This window comes from Streptomyces sp. NPDC059224 (genome assembly GCF_042754285.1).
Classification (GTDB): domain Bacteria; phylum Actinomycetota; class Actinomycetes; order Streptomycetales; family Streptomycetaceae; genus Streptomyces.
The window spans coordinates 66,280-92,078 of the sequence record NZ_JBHZAN010000025.1; the positions used below are offsets into that span (position 1 = coordinate 66,280).

23 protein-coding genes are annotated in these 25,799 nt (G+C 68.7%); 3 read left to right on the top strand and 20 right to left on the bottom strand.

The window, feature by feature from the left end:
• Window positions 1-278 precede the first annotated feature (278 nt).
• On the top strand, window positions 279-3,122 hold the full coding sequence (locus ACFXI4_RS27260) for an amino acid adenylation domain-containing protein (protein ID WP_384995654.1): 2,844 nt from the start codon (window positions 279-281) through the stop codon (window positions 3,120-3,122).
• Window positions 3,123-3,663: 541 nt separating this feature from the next.
• Here the strand turns inward: ACFXI4_RS27260 and ACFXI4_RS27265 are convergent.
• From ACFXI4_RS27265 to ACFXI4_RS27335, 15 genes are all read right to left on the bottom strand, one after another.
• Entirely contained in the window at window positions 3,664-5,079 is a 1,416-nt protein-coding gene (locus tag ACFXI4_RS27265; protein WP_384995657.1) for a DUF2637 domain-containing protein, read from the bottom strand.
• Window positions 5,080-5,274: 195 nt separating this feature from the next.
• Entirely contained in the window at window positions 5,275-9,093 is a 3,819-nt protein-coding gene (locus tag ACFXI4_RS27270; RefSeq protein WP_384995660.1) for a LysM peptidoglycan-binding domain-containing protein, read from the bottom strand.
• A 5-nt stretch (window positions 9,094-9,098) separates the two neighbouring features.
• Window positions 9,099-9,536, bottom strand: coding sequence for a hypothetical protein (locus ACFXI4_RS27275; RefSeq protein ID WP_384995662.1), 438 nt, complete (start codon window positions 9,534-9,536; stop codon window positions 9,099-9,101).
• A gap of 12 nt (window positions 9,537-9,548) precedes the next feature.
• Window positions 9,549-9,986 carry a TadE/TadG family type IV pilus assembly protein gene (locus tag ACFXI4_RS27280; RefSeq protein ID WP_384995665.1) on the bottom strand — a complete coding sequence of 146 codons (438 nt, stop codon included), beginning with the start codon at window positions 9,984-9,986 and terminating at the stop codon, window positions 9,549-9,551.
• Entirely contained in the window at window positions 9,983-10,330 is a 348-nt protein-coding gene (locus tag ACFXI4_RS27285; protein WP_384995667.1) for a TadE/TadG family type IV pilus assembly protein, read from the bottom strand. The genes ACFXI4_RS27280 and ACFXI4_RS27285 overlap by 4 nt, the downstream gene beginning before the upstream one ends.
• 71 nt (window positions 10,331-10,401) lie before the next feature.
• Window positions 10,402-10,599 carry a hypothetical protein gene (locus tag ACFXI4_RS27290; RefSeq protein WP_384995670.1) on the bottom strand — a complete coding sequence of 66 codons (198 nt, stop codon included), beginning with the start codon at window positions 10,597-10,599 and terminating at the stop codon, window positions 10,402-10,404.
• 27 nt (window positions 10,600-10,626) lie between these two features.
• On the bottom strand, window positions 10,627-11,526 hold the full coding sequence (locus ACFXI4_RS27295) for a type II secretion system F family protein (RefSeq protein WP_384995672.1): 900 nt from the start codon (window positions 11,524-11,526) through the stop codon (window positions 10,627-10,629).
• Window positions 11,523-12,452 carry a type II secretion system F family protein gene (locus tag ACFXI4_RS27300; RefSeq protein ID WP_384995674.1) on the bottom strand — a complete coding sequence of 310 codons (930 nt, stop codon included), beginning with the start codon at window positions 12,450-12,452 and terminating at the stop codon, window positions 11,523-11,525. Before ACFXI4_RS27300 ends, ACFXI4_RS27295 begins: the two co-directional genes overlap by 4 nt.
• Window positions 12,449-14,014: a CpaF family protein gene (locus ACFXI4_RS27305; protein WP_384995677.1), complete on the bottom strand. Its 1,566-nt coding sequence runs from the start codon at window positions 14,012-14,014 to the stop codon at window positions 12,449-12,451. Before ACFXI4_RS27305 ends, ACFXI4_RS27300 begins: the two co-directional genes overlap by 4 nt.
• Window positions 14,011-14,832 carry a hypothetical protein gene (locus ACFXI4_RS27310; protein WP_384995679.1) on the bottom strand — a complete coding sequence of 274 codons (822 nt, stop codon included), beginning with the start codon at window positions 14,830-14,832 and terminating at the stop codon, window positions 14,011-14,013. Before ACFXI4_RS27310 ends, ACFXI4_RS27305 begins: the two co-directional genes overlap by 4 nt.
• A complete protein-coding gene (locus tag ACFXI4_RS27315; protein ID WP_384995682.1) occupies window positions 14,832-15,518 on the bottom strand; it encodes a flagella basal body P-ring formation protein FlgA in 687 nt (228 codons plus the stop codon). Before ACFXI4_RS27315 ends, ACFXI4_RS27310 begins: the two co-directional genes overlap by 1 nt.
• A gap of 19 nt (window positions 15,519-15,537) precedes the next feature.
• Window positions 15,538-16,497, bottom strand: a complete 960-nt coding sequence (locus ACFXI4_RS27320; RefSeq protein ID WP_384995684.1) for an ATP-binding protein — start codon at window positions 16,495-16,497, stop codon at window positions 15,538-15,540.
• Window positions 16,452-17,027: a hypothetical protein gene (locus ACFXI4_RS27325; protein WP_384995686.1), complete on the bottom strand. Its 576-nt coding sequence runs from the start codon at window positions 17,025-17,027 to the stop codon at window positions 16,452-16,454. Before ACFXI4_RS27325 ends, ACFXI4_RS27320 begins: the two co-directional genes overlap by 46 nt.
• Window positions 17,028-17,545: 518 nt before the next feature.
• Window positions 17,546-18,049 carry a hypothetical protein gene (locus tag ACFXI4_RS27330; protein WP_384995689.1) on the bottom strand — a complete coding sequence of 168 codons (504 nt, stop codon included), beginning with the start codon at window positions 18,047-18,049 and terminating at the stop codon, window positions 17,546-17,548.
• Window positions 18,050-18,766: 717 nt separating this feature from the next.
• Complete coding sequence (locus ACFXI4_RS27335; RefSeq protein WP_384995692.1) at window positions 18,767-19,639, bottom strand: helix-turn-helix domain-containing protein; 873 nt, start codon at window positions 19,637-19,639, stop codon at window positions 18,767-18,769.
• Window positions 19,640-19,788: 149 nt separating this feature from the next.
• On the opposite strand from ACFXI4_RS27335, the gene ACFXI4_RS27340 reads away from it, so the two are divergent.
• Complete coding sequence (locus ACFXI4_RS27340) at window positions 19,789-20,598, top strand: helix-turn-helix domain-containing protein (RefSeq protein ID WP_384995694.1); 810 nt, start codon at window positions 19,789-19,791, stop codon at window positions 20,596-20,598.
• 99 nt (window positions 20,599-20,697) lie between these two features.
• Here ACFXI4_RS27340 and ACFXI4_RS27345 read toward each other — a convergent pair whose 3' ends face one another.
• Window positions 20,698-20,865, bottom strand: a complete 168-nt coding sequence (locus ACFXI4_RS27345) for a hypothetical protein (protein ID WP_384995697.1) — start codon at window positions 20,863-20,865, stop codon at window positions 20,698-20,700.
• Between the two features lie 248 nt (window positions 20,866-21,113).
• Entirely contained in the window at window positions 21,114-22,094 is a 981-nt protein-coding gene (locus ACFXI4_RS27350; RefSeq protein ID WP_384995699.1) for a hypothetical protein, read from the bottom strand.
• 574 nt (window positions 22,095-22,668) lie between these two features.
• Between ACFXI4_RS27350 and ACFXI4_RS27355 the strand changes: the two genes are divergently transcribed.
• Window positions 22,669-23,319, top strand: coding sequence for a hypothetical protein (locus ACFXI4_RS27355; RefSeq protein ID WP_384995701.1), 651 nt, complete (start codon window positions 22,669-22,671; stop codon window positions 23,317-23,319).
• Here the strand turns inward: ACFXI4_RS27355 and ACFXI4_RS27360 are convergent.
• Genes ACFXI4_RS27360 through ACFXI4_RS27370 form a run of 3 tightly spaced genes read right to left on the bottom strand, consistent with a single transcriptional unit; the run spans window position 23,316 to window position 25,796 of the window.
• On the bottom strand, window positions 23,316-23,732 hold the full coding sequence (locus ACFXI4_RS27360) for a hypothetical protein (RefSeq protein ID WP_384995703.1): 417 nt from the start codon (window positions 23,730-23,732) through the stop codon (window positions 23,316-23,318). The two genes, ACFXI4_RS27355 and ACFXI4_RS27360, sit on opposite strands and share 4 nt — an antisense overlap.
• Complete coding sequence (locus ACFXI4_RS27365; protein ID WP_384995706.1) at window positions 23,729-24,496, bottom strand: hypothetical protein; 768 nt, start codon at window positions 24,494-24,496, stop codon at window positions 23,729-23,731. The genes ACFXI4_RS27360 and ACFXI4_RS27365 overlap by 4 nt, the downstream gene beginning before the upstream one ends.
• A complete protein-coding gene (locus tag ACFXI4_RS27370; RefSeq protein WP_384995709.1) occupies window positions 24,450-25,796 on the bottom strand; it encodes a site-specific integrase in 1,347 nt (448 codons plus the stop codon). The genes ACFXI4_RS27365 and ACFXI4_RS27370 overlap by 47 nt, the downstream gene beginning before the upstream one ends.
• Window positions 25,797-25,799: the final 3 nt, after the last annotated feature.

Here is a 25,799-nt window from a genome sequence, read left to right on the forward strand (position 1 = left end):
CGAGTATGTGTGACGCGAAATATTCCGTTGACGTGCCTGTGATGTGCGGAGATGATCGACGGGGCTCTCTTTAGGTGGTGGAATTGCGCCTGAGGCCCGCTTCGACTGGCTTGAGATCCACAGGATTTACAAAGGCTTTATCTGTTCGCGCACTGGTGAGATTCCGGCATACCTCGGGGGATTCGGCCGTGTTCACTGGCACCACATCGCCGCTGCCCGTAAACGAGAACGCGGCCCCCATGCACTGTCACGCATGGCACGTTCGGTTGCCTGGGAGCGTGAGCGTGGCCGGCGTCGCGGAGTCGGTCAGCACGCTGGTTGGCCGCATCGCGGAGCTGCGCGGCCCTAAGAGTGTCGCGGCGCAGGGATTCTGGTGCGACGACGTCCCGTTTGTGTCCGATTCCCCGGTCGCACGACGGCGACTGCACACCGAGTTGCGCCGCCCCCTGGAATCACAGGCGCCTGAATACCCGCCAGTCCGCGTGTTGCTGTTGCGTTATGCCGACCAGGTCAGCGATCTCATCCTCGTCAGTCACCGCGCCGTCCTCGACGCACCGTCGCTTCGGACGGCTACGGAAGCCCTGGCCCGCGGCCACGAGGTATCCCGTATCGCTACAGCTCACCCCTCATGGCCGGCAGCGGGCAAAGAAGGTGACAGCGATGGCCTCCAGAACGCCGACTTCGGCACTGTCCCCGCCTGGGGTGCGCCCGTTCCCCGCGGTATCGCGACCGGCTCCGTCGGCACTGCGCCCGGGGTTCGCCTCGATCACACGGTCGAGGACATACAGGCTGGGCTCTTGGTCGCGGCAGCGATCGTTCTCGGGCGATACGAGGATCAGCAAAGGCCAATGGTCGCTGCACTTTCAGTTGATCCCGACCGGCCCGAAGACGTCCTGGGATCCTTTGAATTCGGTGCGCTCTTTCCCGCCGACCTCACCGGCGACCGGCGCATCGGCGATCTGCTGGACCGGGCGCGGCAACTCCTCACGGATCCTGCCCTGCGCTACAGCAGCGACCAAGGCGGAGTACCGATCTCCCGAGCGTACGGGCGTGTGCTGGTGGGGGTCCTCCCAGAGGTCCCCGAGGGGTACCTGCCCTGCCAGACCGCTCCTTTCCCGCTCACCCTGGTCCCCCGGCGTGCTCAGGACGGGACTCTGCAGCTCGAAGTACACCGTCAGCCGGACATGGTGGGCGAGACCGCTGCCCAGCGTTTCGCCGGCCAGGTCGCCCGGGTTCACGCCTGGATCTCGCAGCAGCCTGCGGACACCGTCCCCGACGATGCGGACCTCCTGGACGCCGCGGAGCGGGAAGCCGTCGCCGAACTCGGCCGGTCACGAACCGCCCTGCCGTGGGAGCCCGCCAGGATCGACTGTGTCTTCACCCAACAGGCGGCGCTGACTCCCGACGCGATCGCCGTCACCCACGGCACAACCCGGCTCACCTACCAGCAGGTCCACACCAGGGCGACGCAGTTGGCGGCCGGGTTGCGGGCCCACGGCGTTGCACCCGGAGACCACGTCGGCATCTGTCTGGAGCGGTCAGCCGACTTCATCGTCTGTCTCCTGGCCGTCCTGCTCGCCGATGCCGTCTACGTGCCCATGGACCCCGCCTACCCGGCCGCACGCCTCGCCCAGACCATCGAGGACGCCGGACTCGCCACCATCATCACCGAGCTGATCGAGATCGCTGGCGTATCGTCCAGCCTGGTGAGGCCCGATGCACTCCATGCAGCCGGAGCCGCGGCTCCCGACCTCCCGGTTCCGCAACGCGGCCCGGAATCACCGGCGTACATCATCTACACCTCAGGCTCCACCGGCCGGCCCAAGGGCGTCGTCATACCGCACCGCAACGTCATCGCCCTCATGAACGCAACGCGGTCGGACTTCGCACTGACCTGCGACGACGTGTGGACGTTCTTCCACTCCGGTGCATTCGACTTCTCCGTCTGGGAGATCTGGGGTGCCCTGCTGACCGGGGCCCGCGTGGTCGTCGTGCCCTACTGGGACTCCCGCTCACCAGAACAGTTCCACCGCCTCCTCGTGCAGGAGCAGGTGACCGTGCTCAGCCAGACCCCGTCCGCCTTCGCCCAACTGGCCGCCGCGGACCAGGAACAAAACACGAAGCTCCCGGTGCGGCTGGTCGTCTTCGGCGGCGAGCCCCTGGACACCGGCAGCCTCCGCAACTGGCTCGACCGTTACCCCGAGTCACAGTGCCGGCTGGTCAACATGTTCGGCATCACCGAGACCACGGTCCACGTGACGGCACAAGCCATCGGCCGCGACGAAGTACTCAGCGCAACCAGATCAGTAGGCCCGCCCCTTCCCGGATGGCACGTGTACGTCCTCGACCGGCGCGGCCGCATCCTGCCGCCCGGAGCACCCGGAGAGATCCATGTCGGAGGTGAAGGAGTAGCGCTCACATACTGGAACCGGCTTGAGCTGACAGCCGAGCGATTCGTCACCGACCCCTTCGCCGACGGCCGGATGTACCGCAGCGGTGACCGCGGCCGTCTACTTCCCGACGGGCGGCTGGAGCACCTTGGGCGTCTGGACAACCAGGTCAAGCTCCGAGGGTTTCGAATCGAGCTGGACGAGATCCGCAACGTCCTGCTCGAAGACCCCTGCGTCACCTCCTGCGCCGTGGTCCTCGGTGGTGACCTGGACAGCAGTGTCGCACGCACACGCATCGACGCCTACGTAGTCCTGACCACCGAAGCAGATGTCGATACCGCCCCTGTCCGGCAGCGCGCAGCCAGGCTTCTGCCCGCGTTCATGGTGCCCAATACCATCACCGCACTCGACTCACTCCCTCTGACCGTCAACGGCAAGCTCGACGCCCGCCGCCTACCGCGCCCAGCGATAGAAACCCGCACTGTCACCGCTGACAGGAAGGCATCCGGGCTGGCTGCCCGCCTGGCGGCCCTCTGGCAGGACATCCTTGGTGTGCCTGTCGGGCTCGACGAAAACTTCTTTGAACTGGGCGGAAATTCCCTGTCCGCAGTACAACTCGCCGCTGAGGCCCGCAATCGAGACATTCCCGCTATACCGCTCCGCGCCCTCTACAGCAACCCGACGGTGCGTTCACTCGCGACCGTCCTCAAGCAGAACAGCGTCACCCGCTGAGTCCTACCGAGGCGATCTCCACACACGTGGCGGGCATCGTTCTGGGCTGCTCGTGCTGGTTGACGTCGGGGCAACCTGTGGCAACCCGCCAGCGACGATCCGGTGTTTTTGCAATCATCTCCGCCGGGTGAACCGGATCAGCCTCTTCCAAAGCCGCGGCGTGGGAACGGGCACGCAGTTCGGATGCGTGGGCACGGGCGGCGGAAGGTTTGCGGGCCGCTTCACGAAGCGAGGCACTGCCGGGATCGCGCTCGACCACCCGCGCACGGGATTGTGTGCCCTGCCACTCACGGTTCAATCCCGTCGACCAGGAGGCGGCGGACAAAGATCGGCACGGCTATTCACGAAAACGGCCCTGGCCGTCGCGCACGGGGGACGCGACGGCCAGCGCGCTCCTGAAAGCTTAATGATCAGAAGATGTGAGAGGGCTATTTCGGCCGGATTGGCGTCTGGCTGTCGGCGGCCGATCAGCCTGACCGACTCCAGTTCACCCTTCCGGGCCCGGGATCGTGCCGGCTGGGGTGGTGGGTGAGCCGGACGGTCAGACGGTTACTGGTTGGTGAGACCATTTCAGGTCGACGTGGGTGGCGCCCACGCGCACGATGATGGGGCCGTGCTCTTTCTCCAGGCGGCGATACTCGTTGCCACCGGAGTTCGGGTTCTTGTACCCGGCCCAATTGCCCAGGTCGGCCTGCGACAGGGCAAGGCCGGCGGCCTGGTGGGCGACGTAGATCCGCTCGGCTCGCTGCCGCTGGGAGAGGTTCTTCGGCAGTACCGAGAGGTCGATGTCGGTGCTCAGCCGCGTTCGAGTTTCTTCGCGGCTTTCCTCGTCCGGAGAGGTGATGTTCTCGAGATTTGGCTCCTGGTCCTCGGGCTCCTCCTTGTTGCCGGAGGCATCTTCACGAGTGGACTGCGACTCTTCTTCGCCGGGCAGACTGGCGGTCGAGCCCATCGCGACGGCCGCGGCAGGCTCTGCCGCCGCTTCGGGAACTGCCACAGGACCCGGCTCGGCTAGCGCCGTCGGCCCCCGGGCCTCCTCCGTGGCCGCCTCCCGTTGCTGCGGTGTGATGGCCGGCGCGGATGCCGAGGCAGCGGGATGAGCCGATGGGGGCTCCTCGGCCTTCCCGGCGGTGGTCTGAAGCGCGGGGGGCGGCAGGGCGTTGACCGACGCAGCGCCGGCTGCAGGGGCGTCTACGACGGAGTCGGCGCGTTCCACGGTCACCTCGGCTGCGGCGGGGTACGGGCGGGGGCGCTGGGAGCCGATCACGCGGACGTTGTCGACGGTCGCCAGGAGCTCGGTCCGCCACGCCTTCCACATCTTGACCGGCGCGCCTATCGGCCAAGGCAGCCACAGCAGCAGGCTGTAGGCCCGCTCCCTGTCGGTCTTGCGGCGCTCCTGCCGACCCATGATCACCTGCTCAATCTTGAAGAGCAGCATTTCGAGCAGGACCGCGTATACAAGCGGGGGAACGATCGCGAGGAGTGCGGAGCCGCTGCCAGTCTCGGGAGCGTCGAGCAGGTTCATCGCCGCCGACGCGGAGACGAACCCGAGCAGCAGGATCCGAGTGATCGCGCTGGAGCGCACGGTCAGGGCCTCGAAGAAGCGGATCAAGCTGAGGCTGAGGGCGCCAGCGTCCAAGAGCAGCGCGAAACCTGTCGCCGCGTCCCAGTCGCCGCCGTTGTGGACGTGGGCGTAATCGCGCTGTGCCCCGAATGAGAGCCAGGCGGCGATGCCGGCGAGTACGAACATCATCAGGCAGCCGACGCCAAGCGCGATCACGGCGAGGCGGCGCTGCCAGGCGTTGCGGTGCTGGAGCGCAAGCTGGGTGCGCTCCTCGGCGGTTAGGTTCTGTTCGGCGGTTCTGCGCCGGTTGCCGAGCACCATGGCGACAGCGGCCGCGGCGCCGATCCCGGTCGCAGTGAGGGCGGCAGGCAGCGCCCACGGAACGGTAGTCATCGGCGGCCTCCTTCCCCGGCGTGGCCCGCTGCGGTGGTGGGCCCGACGGGCTGGACGGCGGCGTGCTGTCGGCGGCGGATCATGCGCGCGGTCTCCTTCGTCGGATGGTCGGCCGAAGAGGCCCCTCGCTCTCTACAGGTGTGATCGAGCGGAGCGGAGTGAAACCGGCGGCCGGTAATTTCCAGCAGTTCGCGGTCATGAGGCCGCGGCCCCCAAAGTGGGCTTGTTCCTCTCGCCCTTGAGGAGCGTGCGTAGAAGGCCACGAGTCTCAGGCGAGGAGCCGACACCTTCCTCGGCATTGATCCGTGCAAGTTGGGCGGCGGCGCGCTCCAGGCCCTCACGGTCGCCCATCTCGTGGCAGACAGTGAAGAGGTCCCGGTAGAGCAACTCGCTCTGGGAGTCCACGAGCATGCCCTTGGTGACAGCCTGGGCTGCGGCCCGGTAGTCGCGGACATGGCGGCGGCGTTCGGCGAGCTCGTGGGCGACGTCCACGATCGCGCTGATCATCTCCTGGATGTCGGCTTCCGCCCAGGAGTACTTGGAGGGATCGATGTCCGCGAAGGGCCGGCCGCGCACGAGAGCCAGGGCGTGGGCTAGGGCGACGTCGGCGTCCTGCCCGTCGTGGTGCATGCCCTGCTGGTACAGCTCTTTGAAGCGGTCCCAGTCGGAGGTGACGGCGGGGCCGAGCCGGTAGATGCCGTCGGTGACCGCGGGAAGATAGGCCCTCCGGGGGTCGTCGGCGGGGACGTGAGGGTTGGGGCCGAGCCAGGAACGCAGCCGCGACATCGCGGTGTTGCGGGTGCTGGAGGTTTTGCGCAGCCCGGGCCAGATCGCGTTGTCGAGGTCCTGGCGGCCCAGGCCCGGGTGCAGCACGAGCCAGGCGGCGATCTCCAGAAGGTGGTTGCGCCGGTTGCTGCCCACCCGGCCCTGCGCGCCGGCCAGTGTCACCGGGCCGAGGACCTGGACCTGGGGGTCTTCGGGCTCGGCCGGCGGGGTGGCCAGCGCGGCCAGCACGGTGGAGGTCGCGGCGCTGGGACGGGGGACAATCCGCGATTCGGCCGCTCTCGCGGATGCCATGGTCTCGCCGAGCGCGGCCGCGGTCAGGCCGGACTCGTCCTCGTCCTGGTCGCCGGTCATGGCCGAGTCCCCTTCCTGCGTCTCCTCCTCGTCCGGGCCGTGGCCGAGCGCGTCGGCGGACAGACCAGAGCCGACCTCTTCTTCGTCGGGCTGAAGCGGCGAGTCGTCATCGCGCTCGCCGAGCACTTCGTCGAGGACTTTTTCGAAGTCCTGCTTCGGCTCGGCGGTGTCCCACACCTCGGCACCCAGCGCGGACGCCTCCTCGAGGCCGTCTTCCTCAGCGGGCTCGGGCGTCTCCCAGCCGGTGGGCTCGCCAGCGGAGTTGCTGTCGGTGTCGTCGGCTGGCTCGTCGGGGGCGGGGGAGCCCGCGACCGCGGGGGAAAGGGCGCTGCCGTCCTCCTCCTGCCAGTCGTCGCCGCTGCCGGTCAGGGCGTTGTCGGGCGTCCGGCCGGCGGAGAAGCCGGTGAAGCTCGGCACAGCGGTCGCCAGGCCGCTGCCCTGGGCGGTGACCGTGGTCACCGCGGGAACGGCAGAGGTCTCCGGAGCGAGCGCGGAGTCCTCGCCGACGGTGAAGGTGGAGCGGGGACCGTTGGTATCGGCCGGGCCGGTGTGACCGGTCCACGCCGGCGGGGGGACGTCGTCGGTGCGGCTGGAGGTGGCGATCAGTTGGACGAGCCGGTCGTAGGAGTCGGCGTCCAGGTGCTGGAGCTTGACCGCGAGGTCCAGGTCGGGCAGTTCGACGAGGGTGCCGGGCTGGGCGGGCAGGGTCCAGGCGCCGGGCAGGTCGAGTTCGCCGCCTGCGGCGGTTACGACCGCGACCGAGGTGCGGGGCCGGGAGGCGAGGAGGTCCTTGAGCTCGGCGGCCGCCGCGCCGGTGGGCGGGGCGGTGGCTATGAGGATGCGGGGGATCCAGGTGTCGCCGCCGTCCTCGACCAGCCGGGCGGCCCGCAGGTGGTCGTGGCCGCCGTCGGTCAGGGCCTGGCGCTGGAAGGCGTCGTGCGCCTGGAGGTCGCTGGTGGCGGGGCCGAGATCAGCGTGGTGCTCGATCTGGTCGGGGTAGAGGTGATGCAGGTCGCTTCCGGCGCCGGCGAGGAGGACCTGGGTGTCGGGCGCCAGCTGGGAGGAGGCGAGCTCGACGGCAAGGGCGAGCATGACCGCGCGGACGTCGGCCGCGCTGCCGGTCAGACGCAGCAGGCCGATGGCCTCCAGGTTGACCAGGACCGCGTCGCCGTCCCCGGTCTCGCCGAGACTGACCAGGGCGGGGTAGGGCACCGTGATGTCGGCGGCCTCGTCTTCGTTGAGGAGGGCCGCGCCGCGGGCGGGGCACACCCACACCGTTGGGTTGTCCTCGTGCTCGGTGAACGGAGCGACGGGCGGGGTGACGGCGGCCAGGTGGAGCTCGATGCCGCGCGCGGTGATGCGCATCGCCTCGACCTCGGGCAGAGGCCGGCCGTTCTGGCGGCAGTTCGCGGCCAGGGTACACAGGGCGCGGTCGGCGCGCGCGGTGCCGGTGATGTCGGACGCCACGCGCAGCTGCTTCTCGAAGTCGGCGGTCACACCGGAAGGCATCGGGATGCGCCGCTTGGGGCGCCGTCGGCGCTGCTGGTGCGCCCGTCGGGTGGCGACGACCGCGAGGACGGCCGCGGCCAGGATGCTCCCGGCCGCGGTGATCGTCCGCACGCTCGTGTCGGCGCTGTCGCCGGACTCCTCCGTGTCGTGCGCCTCGGGCACCTGGGTGGGCGTGCCGTGCTGCTCCCGCTCGCGGTCGGGCGCCGGGCTCTGCGCGGCCGGCGGCTGGCTCGGGGTGTCGGGGCGGGCGGTCGGCTGCCCACCGTCCTGCTGGTCCTTGTCCGCGCCCTGGCCGCCGTGGGCCTGGTCGCCCTTCTCCCCCTTGTCAGCGGCCGGGCCCGAATCGTCTTGGACGGGTGGCTGAGTCTGCTTGGCGCCGGGCCGCTCCTCGGCCTTGTCCTGGTCGGTGGGCTGTTCCTGTGGCGGCTGCGCCTCGTCCGGCTTCGAGTCGCTCCGGTCGCTGCCGGTTGCGGTGGGGATCTGCAGCTTCCAGCCGGGATAGATCTCGTCGGGGTCTTCGAGGGCGCGCCCGTCGTCCTGCTTGACTCCCTTGTTCGCCTCGACGATCCGGGGGTAGGCGTCGGCGTTGCCGAGCTCGTCCTCGGCGATGCCGGTCAGTGTCTCGCCCGCGCGCACGGTGTGGGTCTGGGCCGCGGCCTTGAAGCCGATGGTCTGTGCCCGTGCCCCGCCCTGGTCGGCGGTCGGGTCGGGGGAGGCGTCGGTGGGCAGGCGCAGGGTCCACCCAGGTTGCAGGACGATGGTGTCGGCGGTGACGAGGGAGCCGTCCGCCTGGCGTACGCCTTCGTTGGCGTCGATGATCCGGTGCCACTCGATTCCGGCACCCAGGCGCTTCTCCGCGATGTCCCAAAGGGTGTCGCCTTCTTGAACGTGGTGGACGGGGCCGCTCCAGGCCGCGGAAGAAGAGGACGCGGCCTTGGCAGTGGTGGCCGTCGCGGAGTGGGCGAGGGCGGTCACGCTGGCCGTGGCCACAGTGGCGGGGGTTGCCATCGCGGTGCCGGTCGGCAGCAGGACGAGGATGCCGCCGACGAGGGCGCCGGCGAGTTGCTGGGATCCGCCCAGCAGGCGGATCCGGGGCGCCCGAACGTTGCGTAGCGCGGCGCCCGCCTCCAGGACGACCGAGACCACGAAGCTCAGCCAGCCGTACCAGCCGATGAGGGTGATGGCGCCCAGGAACAGCTGGCCGGAGTCGGGGCTGGTGAGCGCGGTGGTGATTTCGTCGAGGCCGGGGACGTGGTCGGGCAGGACCCCGATTCCGAGCAGGACGGCGGGCACGCCCGCCAGGAGCACGATCAGGGCCACGAGGGCGAGGAACGCACGGACCAGGGCGGCGGCACTGCGGTTTCTCATGATCGTCACCCCCTGTAGACGAGGTTGGCGCTGCCGTGGCCGGTGACGGAGCCGCTGGCCCCGCCGAGGAATACGGCGCGGTAAGACTCGGTCACTGTGACCTCCAGGGACCCGCCGTCCTCGCTCACGCTCACCGTGCCGCTGACCCCTGCGTGGCTCAGGTAGGTCCGTGCCGTGGCGACGGCCGCGTTGCGGTCGACGCGGATGCCCTCGCCGGAGATCGCCTTACCCGCATCGACCGCCTGGCCGCCAGCTCGGGCTGCCTCGTGCGCGACGCCCTCGGCGTGGGTGAGCGCTCGCAGCCTGCCGGCGCCGTCGTAGACGAGCGCGGCCACGGCGAAGAGCGCCACGACGGTCACGAGGGCGAACACACTCATCCCACCCCGGTCGTTGCGCAGGGCGCGACGGATCCGGTGGGTGAGGGCGAAGCGGGCGGGTGGCATGCGGTGGTCCTGTCAGCCGCGCTGGCGGTAGGAGTCGATTGATGAGGTAAAGCTGCTGGTCAGAGTCTTGGAACCGGGCAGCCCGGGCAATCCGATATCCGAGAGGCGCACCACACAGGTCACCGTGGCGGTGGTCGAGGCGGGCTCACCGATCGGCGCGGCGAACCCGCCGGTGGAGACGGAGATCGAAGTGGACATGCACTGCAGTCCCTGCTGGCTGAGCACGCTGCGCGCCATTTCCGATCCGGCGGTACTGGCGACACCGCCGGTGCGTTCCAGCGACGCTGCGCGCGCTGCGTTGCGAGCCGCGGTGTCGACGGCGTTGTCGGCGGACCCGATCCGGCCGAACGCGACAACCAGCAGCAGCACCAGAATGAGGGCAGGAAAGAGGATGACCGCTTCCAGCGACAGTGCGCCGCGGTCATCGCGGAGTCGTTCGGCGATGGTCACCGGGCCTCCGTGATGCGCTCGGCGGCCGCGTCGGCGTGCTGGTCGATCTTCAGGTTCAGGCCGGGGATCATGGTGGCGACGTAGCCGGTGACACGGATGGTCACCGTCGCTCCCTTGCTCCCGCTCACGGATGTGCCGGAGACGCTGCCGCCGGCCCTGGAGAGGAACTCCCGGGCCTCGGCGGTGCCGGTCCCTGCGGACGCCCCTCGTACCCGGGCGGACTCAACTCCCAGCTGCGCGGCGGACATCGCCACGTTGCGCGCGTGCCACCACAGGCCGACGTGTACGACCAGCAGGATGATCAGCAGCACGACAGGGAAGACGATGAGCATCTCCAGAGACACCGCTCCGCGGTCCCGCGCGTTGCGCTCGACGAGCGCGCAGGACCAACGACGCAGAGTCCGGCGAAGGCAGATCACTTGATCTCGTCTGCCTTCTCGTTGACCTTGGTGAGGATGACGCCGGCGGCGATCGCGGCGACGACGACGAGGCCCGCGACGATCATCATCGTCTCGATCGAGATCGCGCCTCGGTCGTCGCGGACGTTGCGCAGCCGCTCGATCTGGGCGCTGAAAAAGGTCCCCAGAAAGGTGAGGTTGGGGTCGTTGCCCATCGTGGATTTCCTTGTCTTCTTGGGGAGTTAGCTGGCCATGATCCGCGCGATCGCGGGATAGCCGATGTATACGGTCATGATCAGGACGAGCATCGCGACAGGCATCACCATTTTTTCGGAGGCCATGTTGGCCTGCGCCTTCGAGGTGGTGACAAGAGCGCCGGAGAGCGACTTGGCCTGCGCGCCGAGAGTGTCGCCGACGGCCGCGCCCTCCTCACCGGCGATCGCGATTGTGTCGGCCGGTGCTCCGAGTTCGGGGACGCCGAGTTCGAGTGAGAGCCGCTTGAGACCCTCCCACGGGCTGATGCCTTCGAGCTCGGCGCGGGTGATGGTGTCCCGGATCTTCGCGAAAACCCAGCCCTCGCCGACTTCCGCGGCCCGTTTCAGGGCCTGGGTGGGGGCGGCGTCCGCGGCGCGTTCGAGCTGGACGAGGCGCAGGTACGCCTTGACGGCGTACCGGAAGTCGTCCTTGGCCTCCACAGCCTGCTGCTTGAGCTGCAGGTCCGGCAGCAGCCAGAACACGATCGCGAGGCCGAGGCTCGCCATCGCCGGGACCGCCACGGGGAAGGGGTAGCCAGCCAGGTTGGCTAGGCCCACCGCCAGCACGGGCAGCAGCAGTCCGTACAGCGCGAGGCCGATCTTGCGCCCCAGGTGCGCGGCGGGAGACCGGCCCACGAGCTCCAGCTGCTGGCGGGGCAGGCGCAGAGTGCCTTCCCCGACCGTCCGCAGGAGGAGGGCGCCGGCCTTCTCCATGAGGGAGTTGGGCTGGCTGTCCCGGTTGCGGTCGAGATTCTCGAGCCGGGTGGCATCCATGCGGGACAGCACGTCACCGAGGTCCGGCCGACCGGGCAGGATGCCGCGGGCGGCGATGACCAGGCCGAAGCCTGTGACGGCGCCGCCGACGATGGCAAAGGGGGAAAAGATCACGGCGCCTCCTTGGCGATCTGGCCGCCGGAGCGGTCGGCCGGCGAAAGGAACCGGGGCGCGGGTTCGAGGATCGACATGCGTCGCATCCAGATCTTGACCAGGACGAAGGCAACGGCGACGAAGGTCAGGACGAGATGCCCGGCAAGGGCGTCGTAGGGCTCGACGTAGGCGCCGGAGAACGCTGTGATCCCGAAGATCGCCAGGCAGAAGATGGTCACCCAGCGGTCGTTGGTACGGGGCTTTTGCCGGTCGGCCTCGACCTCGCGCCGTGAGAGGACTTCGTGCTGGAGGGCTTCGGCAAGTTCACGCAGAGCCTTGCTCAGCCCGCTGCCCCGGTCCTCGACGTGCAGGATCAGCAGAGCGGCGACCTCGTCGACCATCGCGTCGTTCAGGTCGTCGGCGAAGGCACGATAGGCGTCCTGGGGCACCCATCCGGCCTGCTGGCGGGAGACGAGGAGGCGCACCTCCTCTCGGATGGCGCCCGGGACGGTCTCCAGGCTGCGCTGGATGGTGGCCTCAAGGCTGACGCCGACGGTGTGGATGTCGGACATGCGCCGCCCCCACTCCTCGATCGCCTCCAGCTTGTCGATCTGGGCCTTGCCGGAACCGGAGGTGTTCAGCAGCCAGGGCAGGCCGATGACGACGGCGACGGTGACCAGGCCGCCCATCAGCCAGCCGGTGAACAGCCACACGCCAAGGCCCGCCACAGCAGAGCCGACCAGGCGTGTCTGGCCCCGGGCCCACCACGAGGTCGAGGTACGGGTGTCCTTGACGAAGAGGGCCCGGATCTTGCGCTTCAGGCGGCTGCGACGGCGCACCGTCGTCGAGGGTGCCCAGCCGACGCCGCCGGCGACCGCCAGGGCGAGTCCGCCGACGGCGGCGAGACCGCCGAGCGCGGCGAGCAGGGAGTCGAGGGTAAGCGTCACAGCGGTATCACCGTTTCCAGCGGCGCGCCCCAGCTGCCCCACGGCCGCTGCAGGACGCTGCGGTCCAGCCCGGCCCGGACGAGGTCTTCCAGGCAGCTCTGGGAGATGTTCCCGTGGGGCACGGCCCTCGGTTCACGGCGCCCGTCCTGCTCGCGGGGAGCGAAGACCATCTGGTGAGAGGGGCGACCGCCCTCGCCGATGCCGGTGATCTCCATGACGTGGCTGACGAACCGGTGTTTGCGACCCGGCTTGCCGCCCCGGTCGACGAGCTCGGTCTCGTCGACAAGCCGTACGTAGACAACGAAGTCGACGGCCTGGGCAATGAGCCGGTAGGCCAGGACCTCGGTCATGCCGATCCCGGCTTCCAGACACAGGGTGGCCAAGCGCTCGATCGACAACTGAGGGCTGCGGGCGTGCAGGGTGGCCATCGACCCGCCCTCGCCCTCGTTCATGGCATGCAGCATCGGCACGACCTCTTTGGAGCGGACCTCGCCGACGATCACGCGCCGCAGCGACATACGCAGGAGCTGCGGGAAGAGGTCGGACAGGGTCAGCTCGCCCTGGAGCTTGCCGTCCGCGCCGCGCTCACCGTTGGACTCGCGTCCTTCGTAGGCGACGACCTCCGGACCCTCGGGGTCCTCGTGGAGGTGGAGCTCGTACTCCGACTCCAGCGTGCCCACGCGCTCGGTGCTCGGGATCTCCCGGGCCATGGCGCGGAGCAGGGATGTTTTGCCTACGCCCTGGGAGCCGACCACGATGATGTTCTTGCGGCCCCTGACCGCGGCGGTCAGGAAGTGTGCGAGCGATGCGTCGATCGTGCCCCAGCGCGCCAGGTCGTTCAGGCCCTGACCGCGGGTGCGGTGGCGCCGGATGACGATGCTCGGCCGCGGCGTGACGTACGCAGAGGCAGCCAGACGCGATCCGTCGGCCAGCCGGAGGTTCAGGTTCGGCGTGGCCGGCGTCAGCGCCCGTTCGCCCTGCCCCTGCATGCGCGCCAGGTGGTTGATGAGGTTGATCAGGTCGCGGTCGGTCTTCGCGATCGGGTCCCAGGTGCGCGTGGGACGGTCGGCGTAGTCGACGCGCACCTTGTCGCCGTAGATGATGATGTTCTCGATGTTCGGGTCGTCCAGGAGAGGCTGGAGACGGCCGGCGCGGAACAGTTCGTCGAAGACTGCTTCGCGTACGGCACGCTCCTGCTGGGGCGTCAGGTCCGAGCCGCCAGCCGCGTACTTCGTCGCCCATTCCGAGACGACCTGCCTGATGATCGACCGTCCGCGCTGTCGGCGGTCCTGCTCGGTCATGGAGGCGTCGGCACCGGCGGCTTCGCCGATTTTCATGCTGGCCTGTGAACGCAGTTCGGCGAGCACTTCGTGACCGACCGGGAGCGCGGTCGGCGCTGTGGCGTCGGGCACCCGGACGATTCCCTGAGGGAGGCCGGCCGGAGACACCTGTGCGGGCACGGGGCGAAGCACCGGCGCGTCCTGCGTGGTGCTTTCCTGGAGCGCCTGGGCGAAGAGGGCGGTGTAGTCGGGGGCCGTAGTCTCTAGCCTGGTGTCGGTCATGATGCCCTCCCGGTGACCGCCTGCATTCCGGCCGGCTGCAGCTGCACGCGCCGCCTGGTCACCAGTTCATTGATCGCTTGGTGGGCCGTGCGCGCGGACCGCAGAAGGGTGCGCGGCATCTTCTTGTAGGCCCCGTGCGTGAAGACGTCGGCGCTGTCGGGATCCCACGCGAGCATGCCGACGACTGGTGCCTTCAGGTGCTGCTGCACCTGGCTGGAGTTGAAGGATCCCTCTTCGATCAGCAGCAGCCCGAGCGCGTCGGGGCCCGTGCCGTGGTGGGCCAGTTCCTCCCTCAGGACCCGGATGGCGGGTGCGGCAGCCGTGATCGAGGCCTGGGTGGTGCGGACCACCAGGAGGACGGCGTCGGCGCGGTGCAGCAGCGGCGTCGGGTAGCGGGTGGTGGACAGCTGGGTCTCGGACTCGGTGAGTATGCGGCCCGCGTCGATGATCACGTCGTGGCCGGTCTGGTCCATCACGCCGAGCAGTCGGGAGATGGGGTCCCAGGTGCGGTTGAGGGATGCGGCCTGCGTGGGGTCGGTCAGTCCGGGCAGGAGCATGCGCTGGCCGGTGTTGTCGCGGTCCAGGCTGACGAAATGATGGGAGAACTCCCGTGCGAGGGTGCCCTGTCGGTCCGCGGCCGCCAGGCGGTGGAGTCCGGTGGCTGCGCTGCCTTCTCCGCCCAGGTAGCCGGCCCGGATCGTGCCGCCGGCGGGGTCGGCCTCGACCAGCAGGGAGGGCTTCGGCGACGAGAGGGCGAGCGCGAGCGCCGAGCAGGTGACGCCGCTGGACTTTCCCGATACCAGTGCGATGACCGCCATCAGGCCGTCGCCTTCAGGACGATGGCCACGTCACCGCTCGCTGACCAGGCGGCGAGCGACGTGCTGTTCACCTCGGGCGCGGCAACGTCGACGACCATGGCGCCGTTGGCGTCGGGCGCGCCAACGCGGGACACGACGGCAGGAAGACTGTCCGGAATGGAGCCGGCCTTGCTGGAGGAGGCTGAGGCGCTGCCGTCCTGCGGGGTGTGGACGATGGCGACCGCATCACCGGTGCGCAGCTTCTGGATGGGCAACTGGCCGGGCTTGGCGAGAATGCCCACCACCGACTTGCCTTTGGTCACGCTGGATCCGTCGCTCACCGAGTCCTCGGTGACCAGCACGCCGGCCGGCAGGTCGGATACGGCCTGCTTGCCAATGATGTCGGAGGCGTGGGAAGCGGGCAGGGAGCGCAGCTCGGTGCCGTGGGATATCTCGGTGGCCACCAGGTCCGACGCCTTGATGCTCTCGCCCGCCGCAATGGGGTGCCGGGTGGCAACGACCGAGACCTTGTCACCGGCTTCGTCGACCAGCCACACCGACACCAGGGCGCCCGCGGCGGCGAGCGCCAGGCCGGCGCCGACGACCACCGGGCGTCGGCGCCGGCGTGGGGCGTCGTTGGTGATCGGCAGCAGCACAGGCGCGGAGCCCGGCTCGGAGGGTGCCGTCGGCTGCTTGGTTCGCGGCATTGTGATGGTCTTCCTTGCGCTAGTTGACAACCTGCAGCTCGCCGACGCGCGCTGTGGTGTTGGACGTACGGATCTCGTCGGGCAGCGTCCCACTGGCACCGTTCGACGCCTGCCAGGTGACTTCCCAGGAGCTGGTCGCGGTGACGGTGAACTTCCCGCTCGGCTGGCCGGCGGAGACCTTGGTGTAGCGGTAGCCGCAGTCCGGCGAGGACTTGCCCCCGAAGGCCTTGGAGTACTTGGTGCCCGCGGTCGTGCACGTGACCGAGCCGCCGTCCCCCATGGAGTAGGTGATCTTGTTGACGTGTGCCGTGGCCGTCACCGACAGCCCCGGAACCGCGGCCGTCGCGCTGTTGGGACCCCAGGTGGTGTCGCTCTTGTTGTTCCACAGCCAGACGGGCATGCCGACGAGACCAGGGGCGTCCGGACCGGGCGAGCTGCCGATGTCCGCACCCAGTAGCGTCATCTTGTCCCGGGCCTGACGCGCCAGGACCTCGGGGTCGGGGAGGAGACCGGCGGGCGGCTCTGTCAGCCAGACGATGCCGCCGACGTCGTTGACGATGCAGTCCCTCATGTAGAAGGCGCCGGGACCCGAGGTGTCCGCCCCGTTCATGTCGGTGTGCCCCGGGCCGGACGGGGGCTGGGGATCCATGAGCTGGTAGAAGCAGCGGTCGGCCGGGTTGTACCCGGGCAGGCAGGGGATCTCGGTGTCGTCGGTGAGCTTGCAGATGCCGTTTCCGCTCCCGCTGCCTTCGACCCCGCCGCTTCCTCCGCCGGTGCTGCCGCTTCCGCCTTCACCGGGCTTGCCGGGCGTTCCGGCGTCGACGCACACGTCCACGTCGGAGCAGTGGTAGGCGTCATCGCCCGCGTACGCGAGGCCAGTCGGCGTCAGGGCGGTCAGTACCGCGAGAACGCCCGCTACGCGGGCAGAACGGATCAGCAGCCCTTTGTGCGATCGGCTGTGATCTTCGTGACGAACCATGTGTCGCCCTCCAGCGTGGCTTGGGACGTGACGGGGTACTTCAGTCGCTGCTCCGCGAGCTTGAGCTCCTTACCGGAGTCCTTGTAGACGGGCTTCCAATTGGTCGCGTCGAAGCAGTCGGTGACCGTTGCGGTCTTGCCCTTGGTGTCTACGGCGGTGACCTGAGGCTCCATGCCAGGACGGCCGGTGAACTTAATGCCCAGTGACTCGTTGCGCAGGACCGACTTCTTGAGGGCGGTGGCGGCATCACCCCTGGCGTACTCGGCCAGGTCCTGGGTGTGCAGATCTCCGTCCGTGGCCATCTTGATCTGGATCTCGCGCATGTTCGTGTACGCGGCGAGGACCTTGTCCTTCGCTGCCTGGTCCGGATCGCTGGACGGCGTCGAGGAGGCAGTGGCGGAGGGCGAGGAGGCCGTCCTCTTGGGTGTGTCGGAGCCGCAGCCGGCCAGAACGCTGGCTGCCACGGTGCACGTGAAGATGGCACCTGCGAGTCGCAGGACATGAGTGCGGCGGTGGGTGGTCGTAGCCATCGGCAGATCCTCTTCAAGAGTCGGGTTCGGGCACTGGCGTGCGCTCAAGGGCGGGCAGTAGGCGGCGAGGTGAGCCCCTACCGCCCTTCGCCGCCTCTGGAGAGCCACGACAGGCCAGGACCCGGTGAGCCTATGGCCACGTCACAGGGCCGTTGCTTGGCTCCCGTCTGCGCCGAGATCGTCGTGCCGTGAGTGAGCCTCGGATGACTAGGTGTCAGCGTGTAAAGGAGGCCGCTTCGCTCCGGAGCTTGAATCGGCTTGGTCATCCATCCGACGCTCGACCAGGGGGCGGTCGGGCGTGGCCTTGGTGCGGACCCGGTCGAAACGAGTACCGCTTGATTTTGTCGCAACGCGATTTCCCCTCGCGGTCACGGACGCCGCGTCTCCCACAACGTGATCAGTCCGAGCCTGATTCTGGCCAGAAAGATCAGGTGCAGCCAGGTTTCGTTTTTTCCTGTAGCCGCACTTCCGGTATATGCCCTTGGCGCAGGAGGCCCAGGAACGCCTTGATCGGGGAACTAGGGTTTGATCATCAGGGCGGGGCCTGAAGCTCGCAGGGCCATTCTGGCGACCTCCCCGTCGACGCCGGTAATTGCGTCAAGTCGGCGTTCGACGAAGGGTGTGGAAGAGTGGTCCTTTCCGAAAACCGACTGCAGCAGAGCAAGGAGAGCCCTTCCGGTCCTGACGGCGTCGGATGCATTGGCGACGGTGAGCCAGGAGGCCGCGCCGTTGCGGGCTTGCCTGCGGATGTGGTGGTGTTCCGCGTCCAGGACTTGCTGCCACGCCGTAGCGGTGTCCACCGACACCTCCGTGGCCAAGGCGGGATGCCCGGCGAGCTGGGCGCAGAAGGCGACGAGTTCGAAGGCGTGGCGGGTGTAAGTGTGCAGGGGCCCGTGGCTCTCGGCGAGTTCCTCGCTGATGGCCCAGGCGAGTGTCAGGGCCACCTCGTGCCGGCCGACGCGGAGGATATGACGGAGAGCCTCGACGCGAGGCGCGAGGAACTCGGGGACGGCGGGACTCATGAACCCTCCCTGGAGCAAATCGGCTGCGAACGGATGCCGCCGCCGGGGGCCAGCGGCGGCATCCGGAGTCGAGTTCAGCAACGCGTGCTGCTCGACCGCGCACGTCAACGGGCGTGGGAGTGCCCTCGGTGCCTGCGCGACGCTCCCGTGCGTGGACGGGGCCCCGCCGTCGGTAGTTGACCGGCCGGGAGGGATGCAGGGCAAGTCCATCGCGCCACACGGAGTTTCACATTTCAATGACCGGAATGAATGGAGCACTGCTGTTCCGGCAGCCGGAAGTCGGCAAGGTCCCGGGGTAGCCGTGTGAGCGGTCAGGGTACGGACGTGCTGGCCGAGGAGCGGTCCCAGGCGATGCGCGCCGCGTGGGCCATCAGCCTCAACAGGTCCGAGGCAGTCAAGTCCCACTTGATGTGGCGGCACTCGGGGCTGGGAGTGGTGGCGTGTCACTCGGGGAGACCGAGGCTGGGGTTGCTGCCTCCCTTGATCGGATGCGCGCCGCCTCGACGCCGGCCACTCCAACAGCGGCTGGTCCGCGGAGCCGGCGATGTACGCGACGTACTCCTGGAGGCCGCCCAGGGCCATGAGCGGTTTGTGGCGGGCTGCCAGATGAAGACGCCCGGGCGATCTTGTCCAGGTCAGTGGTTGCCATGGGCATGCGTGGTGCGCGCCGGGGCCGCCCGGAGGATATCTCTCCGCCTGGGCGGCCGCGGCGCGAGGTCAGAGGTGGGGCGCGAACGGCAGAAGGAACAACCGGGCGCCCGGGCTTCCGAACGGCTGGGCCGCACACATGGTGACGGTGCCTAGCTGGGATGGTGCGTGCCGTTCGCAACAGCGAGTGCGGAAGTCCTCGTTGCCGTGTGGGGTCACGTAACCGGCGTGCCGCATCGGCCGCGCGTCGCCGTCGGGGTGGATGTACGCGAGGCTGTGGTCACGGTAGATCGGTCCCGCCACCGGGTCGTCGTTGACCTCTTTGTCGAGCAGTTGCAGGTCGGCGTTGTCGGAGTGCGCGGCGACCGCTGTGCGGAGCTGGGCTGCGACCTTTGGGGCCCAGCGCGTGTCCCAGTCGACCAGATGGTGCTCGCGCGCGTCCTCCCGCAACAGCATCCACCGGATCAGGTTGCGGTCGGGCAACTCCGGGGCCTTCCCCTCGGGCTGCGGGAACATGAGCTTGAAGTCGTCGTTCGCGGCGAGCACGTTCCAAGCGACGTCGCTGATGTAACAGGGCTGTCCCGAAACGCCGTTGACCGCCACCTGCCACGCCGGATCGACGTTCGTTCCCGCCATCGGGTCCATGGAGAACGGGGGCTCCCAGCCGATTGCGTAGATGTAGAGCGCGGCCCGCTCGGGGTCGTTCATCTTGAGTACCGTGGCCACGCTGTCGAGGAACTTGGTGGTCGGCTGGGCGGTGTTCCCGCGCTCGAACTCGGCGTAGGTCCGCTCTGTCACGAACAATGCCTGGGCAGTCTGCGCCTGCGACAGTCCGTGCGAGCGCCGGCCACGGCCGGTGCGCTTGGGCCAGCCGAGCTCAACCGGGTCTATCTTTCCCCTCTTCCATTGCAGCAGCTGCTGCAATGCCTCCTTCTGATTCAAGGTTCAACCCTTCCCCGCGGCGCGATACCCCCGCCGACCCCGCGATATACCGGAAGTACTAGCTCCTGAAATTCAAGGACCGGAAAATTAAGAACCTGGCGAGGGAGATGTCTGCCGGGAAGAATTGCCCACTGGATCGAATTTGCGTTGTGGGAGACGCGAAGGTCCTCCACAACCGCGAGGGGGAGTTCGCGTTGCTGCAACCCGTCGCCACTCTGCCTGACCGCGCCGGCGGTGCCGTAGGGCGCACCATGGCGGTGCTCAGGGCGCTGGTCAATCTCGGGTCGGGTGAACATTCCCTGGCCTTGGTCGCTGAGTCCGCGGGCCTTCCCGCCGCGACCACTCACCGGTATTTGCAGGCTTTGATCTGGGAAGGCGTTGTCGAACAGGGCGGGCCGCGTGCTCGCTACGCGCTGACCGACGCGTTGCCGATGCACGGTCCCCCCTTGTCGACACCCGCCCAGTCCCTCCAGGCCGGCCCGCCCTCTCCCGCGGTGAGGGCCGAGATCGTCACACTACAGTCGAGAACTGGTCAGGCCTCATTGGTTTACCGCCCGCATCTGATCGGGTCGATGAGGATCTGTGCAGAAAGGGCATACGGGCCACATGCTGACGATATCCATACGTCGCCTCAGATGGCTTTGCGATCTCTTGAGTCGGCACCTCTGGAGGCCGATGCGGCCGGATTGGCGATCCTTGCCTGCCTCGGCTCGGTCAGCGACCACAAGGTCGACGTCGCTTATGTCCGTGAGGAAGGTCACGCCGTCGGGCCGTCTCCGCTCCAGGGGCGAACCCTCATCGCCGCGCCCATCTGGTACGGCTCGGCCGTAGCGGGATCCGTCGCGCTGCTGGTCAAGGACGCGCCGATGCGGCGCGCAGCCACCCGCGCCCGGTTCGTGACCGCCGTGATGGACGCCGCCGCGGCGATGAGTGGACGCCTCACCCGTTCCGCCCGTTGACGGGCCAGCGATTGCTACAAAGCACCGCTAGGTGGCACAGAAGGGTGTCGCCAATTTTCGCCTGGCCCTTCACTGCCTTTCGCCGACCGTGGCCACCCCTCACTCGTTGACAGCAGCCTCCCGCAGCGTGGCGGGGTCCATGCACGGCACCCGCGCGGCCAGCAGGCGGAGGTCCCTGGCAGCATCTTCCAGCAGCCGGTTCGGGGTGGGAAAGTCACGAGAGGCCGGATCGAGTTCCGTGGGCTCGTAGGACGTCGTATAGATCACCGGTGTTCCACGGGTGTTCCGTATGCAGGTGGCCGTCACCTTCAAGGTCGAGCGCGTGGGTGAGCAGTGAGTGCCCGAAGCACGTTCCGTTCAGGTCCGTTCCGGACGCGAGGAGCACGGTGAGCGCTTCGTGGTCGCTTAAGACGCTGCTCATGCAGGCCGAGGTCCTGACTCTCAGGCACTACTGCAGGCCACCCTCCTGCCGAGATCGCCCGGATGGCACTCTGCCCGAATTCCTGCGGACTTCTTCAGCCGAGCACGCCCTCGAAGGTGGTCTTGGAGCCGCCCGCGTCGACAGTCTCGACCGTCACCGGGCCGCCGACGGCCGTCCCCGGAACGCGGAAGGAGACGGTCTGCGTGGCGGTGCGGTACGGGGCGATCGCGGCGTCGCGGTACCCGTACACCGGACGGACGGTGGCGGCCAGGCGCAGGTCCTCGCCGGTCAGGATCCGCAGAGTGGTGCCCAGGCCGGACATCGGGTCGCCGGACCGGTTGACCACGCTCAACTCCAGGCTCCCGGTGCGCGAGCCACCCTCGCCGCTCACCGTCACCTTGCCCACGCGCACCTGGCCGTTCCACTGCCCCAGCGGCGTCACCGACTGCCCGGCCGGCGCGCCCTGCGGCGCCTGCGGGTCCAGGGAGGCGGCGGCACCGCCCGGCAGGGCGCCTTCGAAGAACAGCAGCTCCGGCTCGGCCAGCCCCTCCTCGGTCGCTTCCACGGTGACCGTGACAGGCAGACTCTTGGCCTGGTCGGGAAGCACTAGCTTCAGGTCCCTGTCGACGGACCTGTTGGGGCGCACCTGCTGCGGCTCGTCCTCGGCGGAGGCCGTGCTGCCGTCGGCAGCTTCTGCAGCCGTGCGCCCGAGAGTGCCGTAGCGGGCGATGACGGCCGTCCGCGGCGCTGTCGCGATCTGCGCCCGCTTGTTGGCCACGGTCACCCGCACCGTGTACGCGCTCGAGCCGGCCGGCACGCCGGTCACAGCTCCGGCAGACAGCCGCTTGAAGCCCTGCAGCGTCACCGTCCATGCCCCGTCGCCGACCGGCAACGGGGTCCCGGGCTTCACGATGCCGTCCGTCAGCACCGTGGAGGGCGACGGCCGTACCGCGGGGGTGCTGGTCGTCGTCTGCCCGTCGGCCTTGGGCTCGCTGTCGGAGCCGGCGCAGCCGGAGATCAGGACCGCGCCGGCCAGGAGCACGGTCGGAAGGGCGTGGCGCAGGCGCACGGGCATGGTTTCCCCTTGTCAGGTACCGGATCTCGGTCGATTGGGATGATGCCAAAACGCGTCCGGCCGGGGCCGGACGCGCTGGTGAGGGGTGTTGGTTTCCGGCCGCCCGCTCTCTGCGGCGGGCGGGCCGGTCACAGGGTGATGGGGATGGGGACCAGGAAGTACTCGGTGTCGCCGACGCGGACGCGCAGCGGGTGCCCGGGCGGGAGGGTGAACAGCCGATGATGCACGGCCGCCGGGGAGTTGCGCACGGACAGCGCGGGCTCCAGAGCGGTACGGACGGCGGCGCGGGAGGTGTCGGACAGCGGGTTGCGCTCGGCGATCTCCGCGCAGTGGTCGAGCTGGGCGTCGGTCAGGTCGGGACCGAGGCCCTGGCGGAGGGCCTCGACGGCGACGGCCGGGGCCAGGACCGCCCGGTTGTGGTCGCGGCAGATGTGGCCGGGCGTGCCGTGGGGCTGGAAATGCCGGGCGAACTTTCTCCAGACTGTGCATGTCTCATGAGACGTGAAGAGCGCCGCTGTAACGGATCAGAGACCCCCCGGACCAAGCAGGCTTGTCGCAGTTACCATCGCGCATCATGGACTTGACCACGCTGTTAGCGATCTTCGGTGCCGTGACTGGCGGAGCGGGGCTCGCGTGGCAGCTGTGGAGCCATCGGCTCACCGGTGGGCGAGTGCAACTGCTGGCCATCCGAGAGTGGAACGGCGAGAGCTGGACCCTGCGAGTTGATGTGCTGAACGTCGGCCGACTGGATGTATCCCTCGTGGGCTTCACGATCTGGCTCGACGTACGAGGTCATCGTTGGCGCAAGCTGAGGCGTAGTCTTCGCCTGCGCCGCCAAGTTGGCTTCGTGCACTCTCGACGATCGCTGTTCGTTCTAGAGCCGTCAGTAACTCTTTTTGGTGGTCCATATGTCGCCTTCGGAGATGACGACACGTCCGTTGAGTTGCCCTGCATTTTGAAGGCTGGCTCGATGCTCAGGCTTCCCTCTGCCAAGGTTCGATTGCCTCAAGCAGGTAAGCGAGAGGTTCACGTTGCCGTGCATCTTGGGGCAAACCGCGTGGTGAAAGCTCGAGCCGTCACAGCGGACTCGTTCCGACTGACGCCGTTCGAATTGCCTGCGGAACACTACGAAGGGGCCTCGATCGAAGTGGCCAACGTTCGGACGCGTAGGGAGGAACCAGATGCCGGTCCTCGCCGCGGCAGGTTCGGACGGTGGCGCTCCTAGTTTCGGGTTCGAGAGACGGCAGGCACCCGCAACGGGGCGACAGTGGCTGATCGCTGTGACACCTGCTCCCGTAAGGCGGAATTTTCCGCAAGGAGAGTCATGATCACGGTGGCCGCGGCATCAACTTGGTCTTGGGGTGCGCGACATTTTTTGTTGCTCTTGCGGAGTTTGCTGCGCAGTTCGGCAAGTTCGGTGTCGCGCCGTCGTTGTTGGACGCCAGCTGGGCTGGTGGCAGTGCGGGCGTCCCATTCAGTGAGTATCTCGGTCGCCCGGTTCATGGTGGCCCGGCTGACCCCGGCCTCGCGGCAGAGGTTGTTCTTGCTGAGCTTGCCGTCGGTGTGCTCGGGCCGTCCGGACAGAAGCCGCTCCATGGCGTCGCGAAGGGCCTGCTGCGTCTTGGCGGAGACGGTCATTGGCTGGCCTTCTTGAGCATCAGGGCCACCTCGTTCACCTGGGCGTCGAGCAGGGCTCGGCGGTTAGCGGGGAGCTTGGGATCGGCTCGCAGCCGGTTCAGAGAGCTGCGTTCAGCCGTCCAGATCGGTAGGTGTTCGGGGCCGAGGATGCTGTTGGCGCATCGGGAGGGCTGGCAGCGGTCGAGGAGAGGGCCGCGGTGTCCTTCGGGAACGACGGCGTCCTCGAGGCACTTGGCCCCGACTGGGTCGTCGTCGTTCATGGTGCAGTGGTTGAGCTTGCCGAAGCGGATTGAGAACCGGGTGCGCTGTAGGAGGTCGTGTTCGACCCGAAGGTCGCCGCGCTGGGCTTTGCCCGTAGCCCGCAGTTCGGCGGCCTTCTCGCGTACTGCGGCGAAGGCCTCGCGCATCCGGTCGGCGCCGGGCCCGAAGCCGATGGTCTCGCCGCGGCTGTCGGCCGCGAAGAGCTCCTTGACACGCTGAAACTTCCGCTCGGCGATGGCGTTGTCGAGATGACGGGCCCAGGACGAGGCGGGCTCCATGTAGCCGCCGGTGGTCCGGTTGGCCAGGGCTCGGGTGGCGGCGTGCTTGAGCTGCATGCCGACCGCGATCTCCGAGCCGGGGAAGTCCCGGGTGAGCATCGCCATGGTCCTGCGGAACATGTGCGGTGTGATGTGCTGGGGCGGGATCTCGTCCAGGCCGGTGATGTTCCGGCGCCGGTTAACGTGGTCGACGAAGTCCTCGATCACGTCCTTGCTGGTGAACAAGGTTTCCGGTTCGCGGCCTGGGACGGACGCGAACGCCAGCTCGGGGTGCTGGGAGAGCCGCTCGGCGAGCTCGATGGCCCGGGCGACCGGTTCGATGATCCAGACGGCATCGATGGGGCCAGACGTGCGGGAACCGGGGCTCGAAGCGCGCCCGGATCCGGTCCGAGGTCCGCTCGAAGACCGTGGCCCAGGCGGTGAACGGGCCTCCACCGTTCTTCACCGCGAGCAGGCACGAACCGCCTTCCGGGGCGACCAAGCGACGCCGCTCGGCCGGCGTCAGCGACTCCCAGGGCCGCCGGACCCCGTTGATCAGCCCTCCCCGGGCGTCCGGCTCGCTCACCATCAGAGGTTCGCCCCACCGCCGTGGCGGCCGCCAGAGTGAGCCGTCCGTCGTGGCGGCCCGGTCCAGCTCGACATAGTCGTGCAGCCCGGCCAGGGCCTCGTAAGAAGTCCACGTGGTGCGGAACTTCTTGCCCTTGGTGATCCCAGCCGGCACCGGGAACGGGATCGGAACCGCGGTCGGCTCCGGCGGCAGGGCAGGGACCTCCCAGGGCAGCAGATAGGTGAATTCCTGCAGCCGCATCCCGGTGGCCAGTGCGTGATCCCCGACGGCCCCGTTGCGGGTCAGCTCCCGCCCGTGGAACCCGGTGTCCTGCGAACCGTCCGGGGACAGCCCGCGCAGGCCCTTGCGGAACACCTCGGTGAAGTCTGGCTCCAGGTACTTGATCGTCACGTGCGGCTTCGGCGTGCGGCGCACCGCAAGGTTCACTTTGACCTCTCGGCCGGTCCCGGCGAACAGGGCCCGTGCGGAACGGTAGGTGAACGGCTCTGCCGTCGCGTACCCCTCGTTGATCGCCCACCGGTAGAACAACGACAGGATGCTCATGTGCTGGCCCCACGTCGTCGCCGCGAACCGGGCCTTCAGCGGGCCCGCGGCCCGGTGCTCGGCGTACCGGCTGAGCCCGGCCTTCAACCGCTCCCGCGAGTCGAACAGACCCACCCCGTGCTCGGCGAGGAACTCCATCCACTCCTTGAGGGCCCGCGCGTAGTTCTCCCACGAGCTCGGCGCCGGCGCCCCGCTGGCCGGGAGCTCACGTAACCACCGGTTCGCTACCGCCGTCGGACGCGGCGCTGCAGGACCGTCCTCGAAGCACAGGTCGTCGTCGACGAGCACGGGCATCCCCTCGGGGATCAACGGCCGATGCTCGACGTCCCAGGACTCCCAGCCCCGGGACGAGAAGAAACTCAAGATCATGGGCGCTGACAGTAGAAACACCACACGGCTCAGCGCAAAGCCCAAATA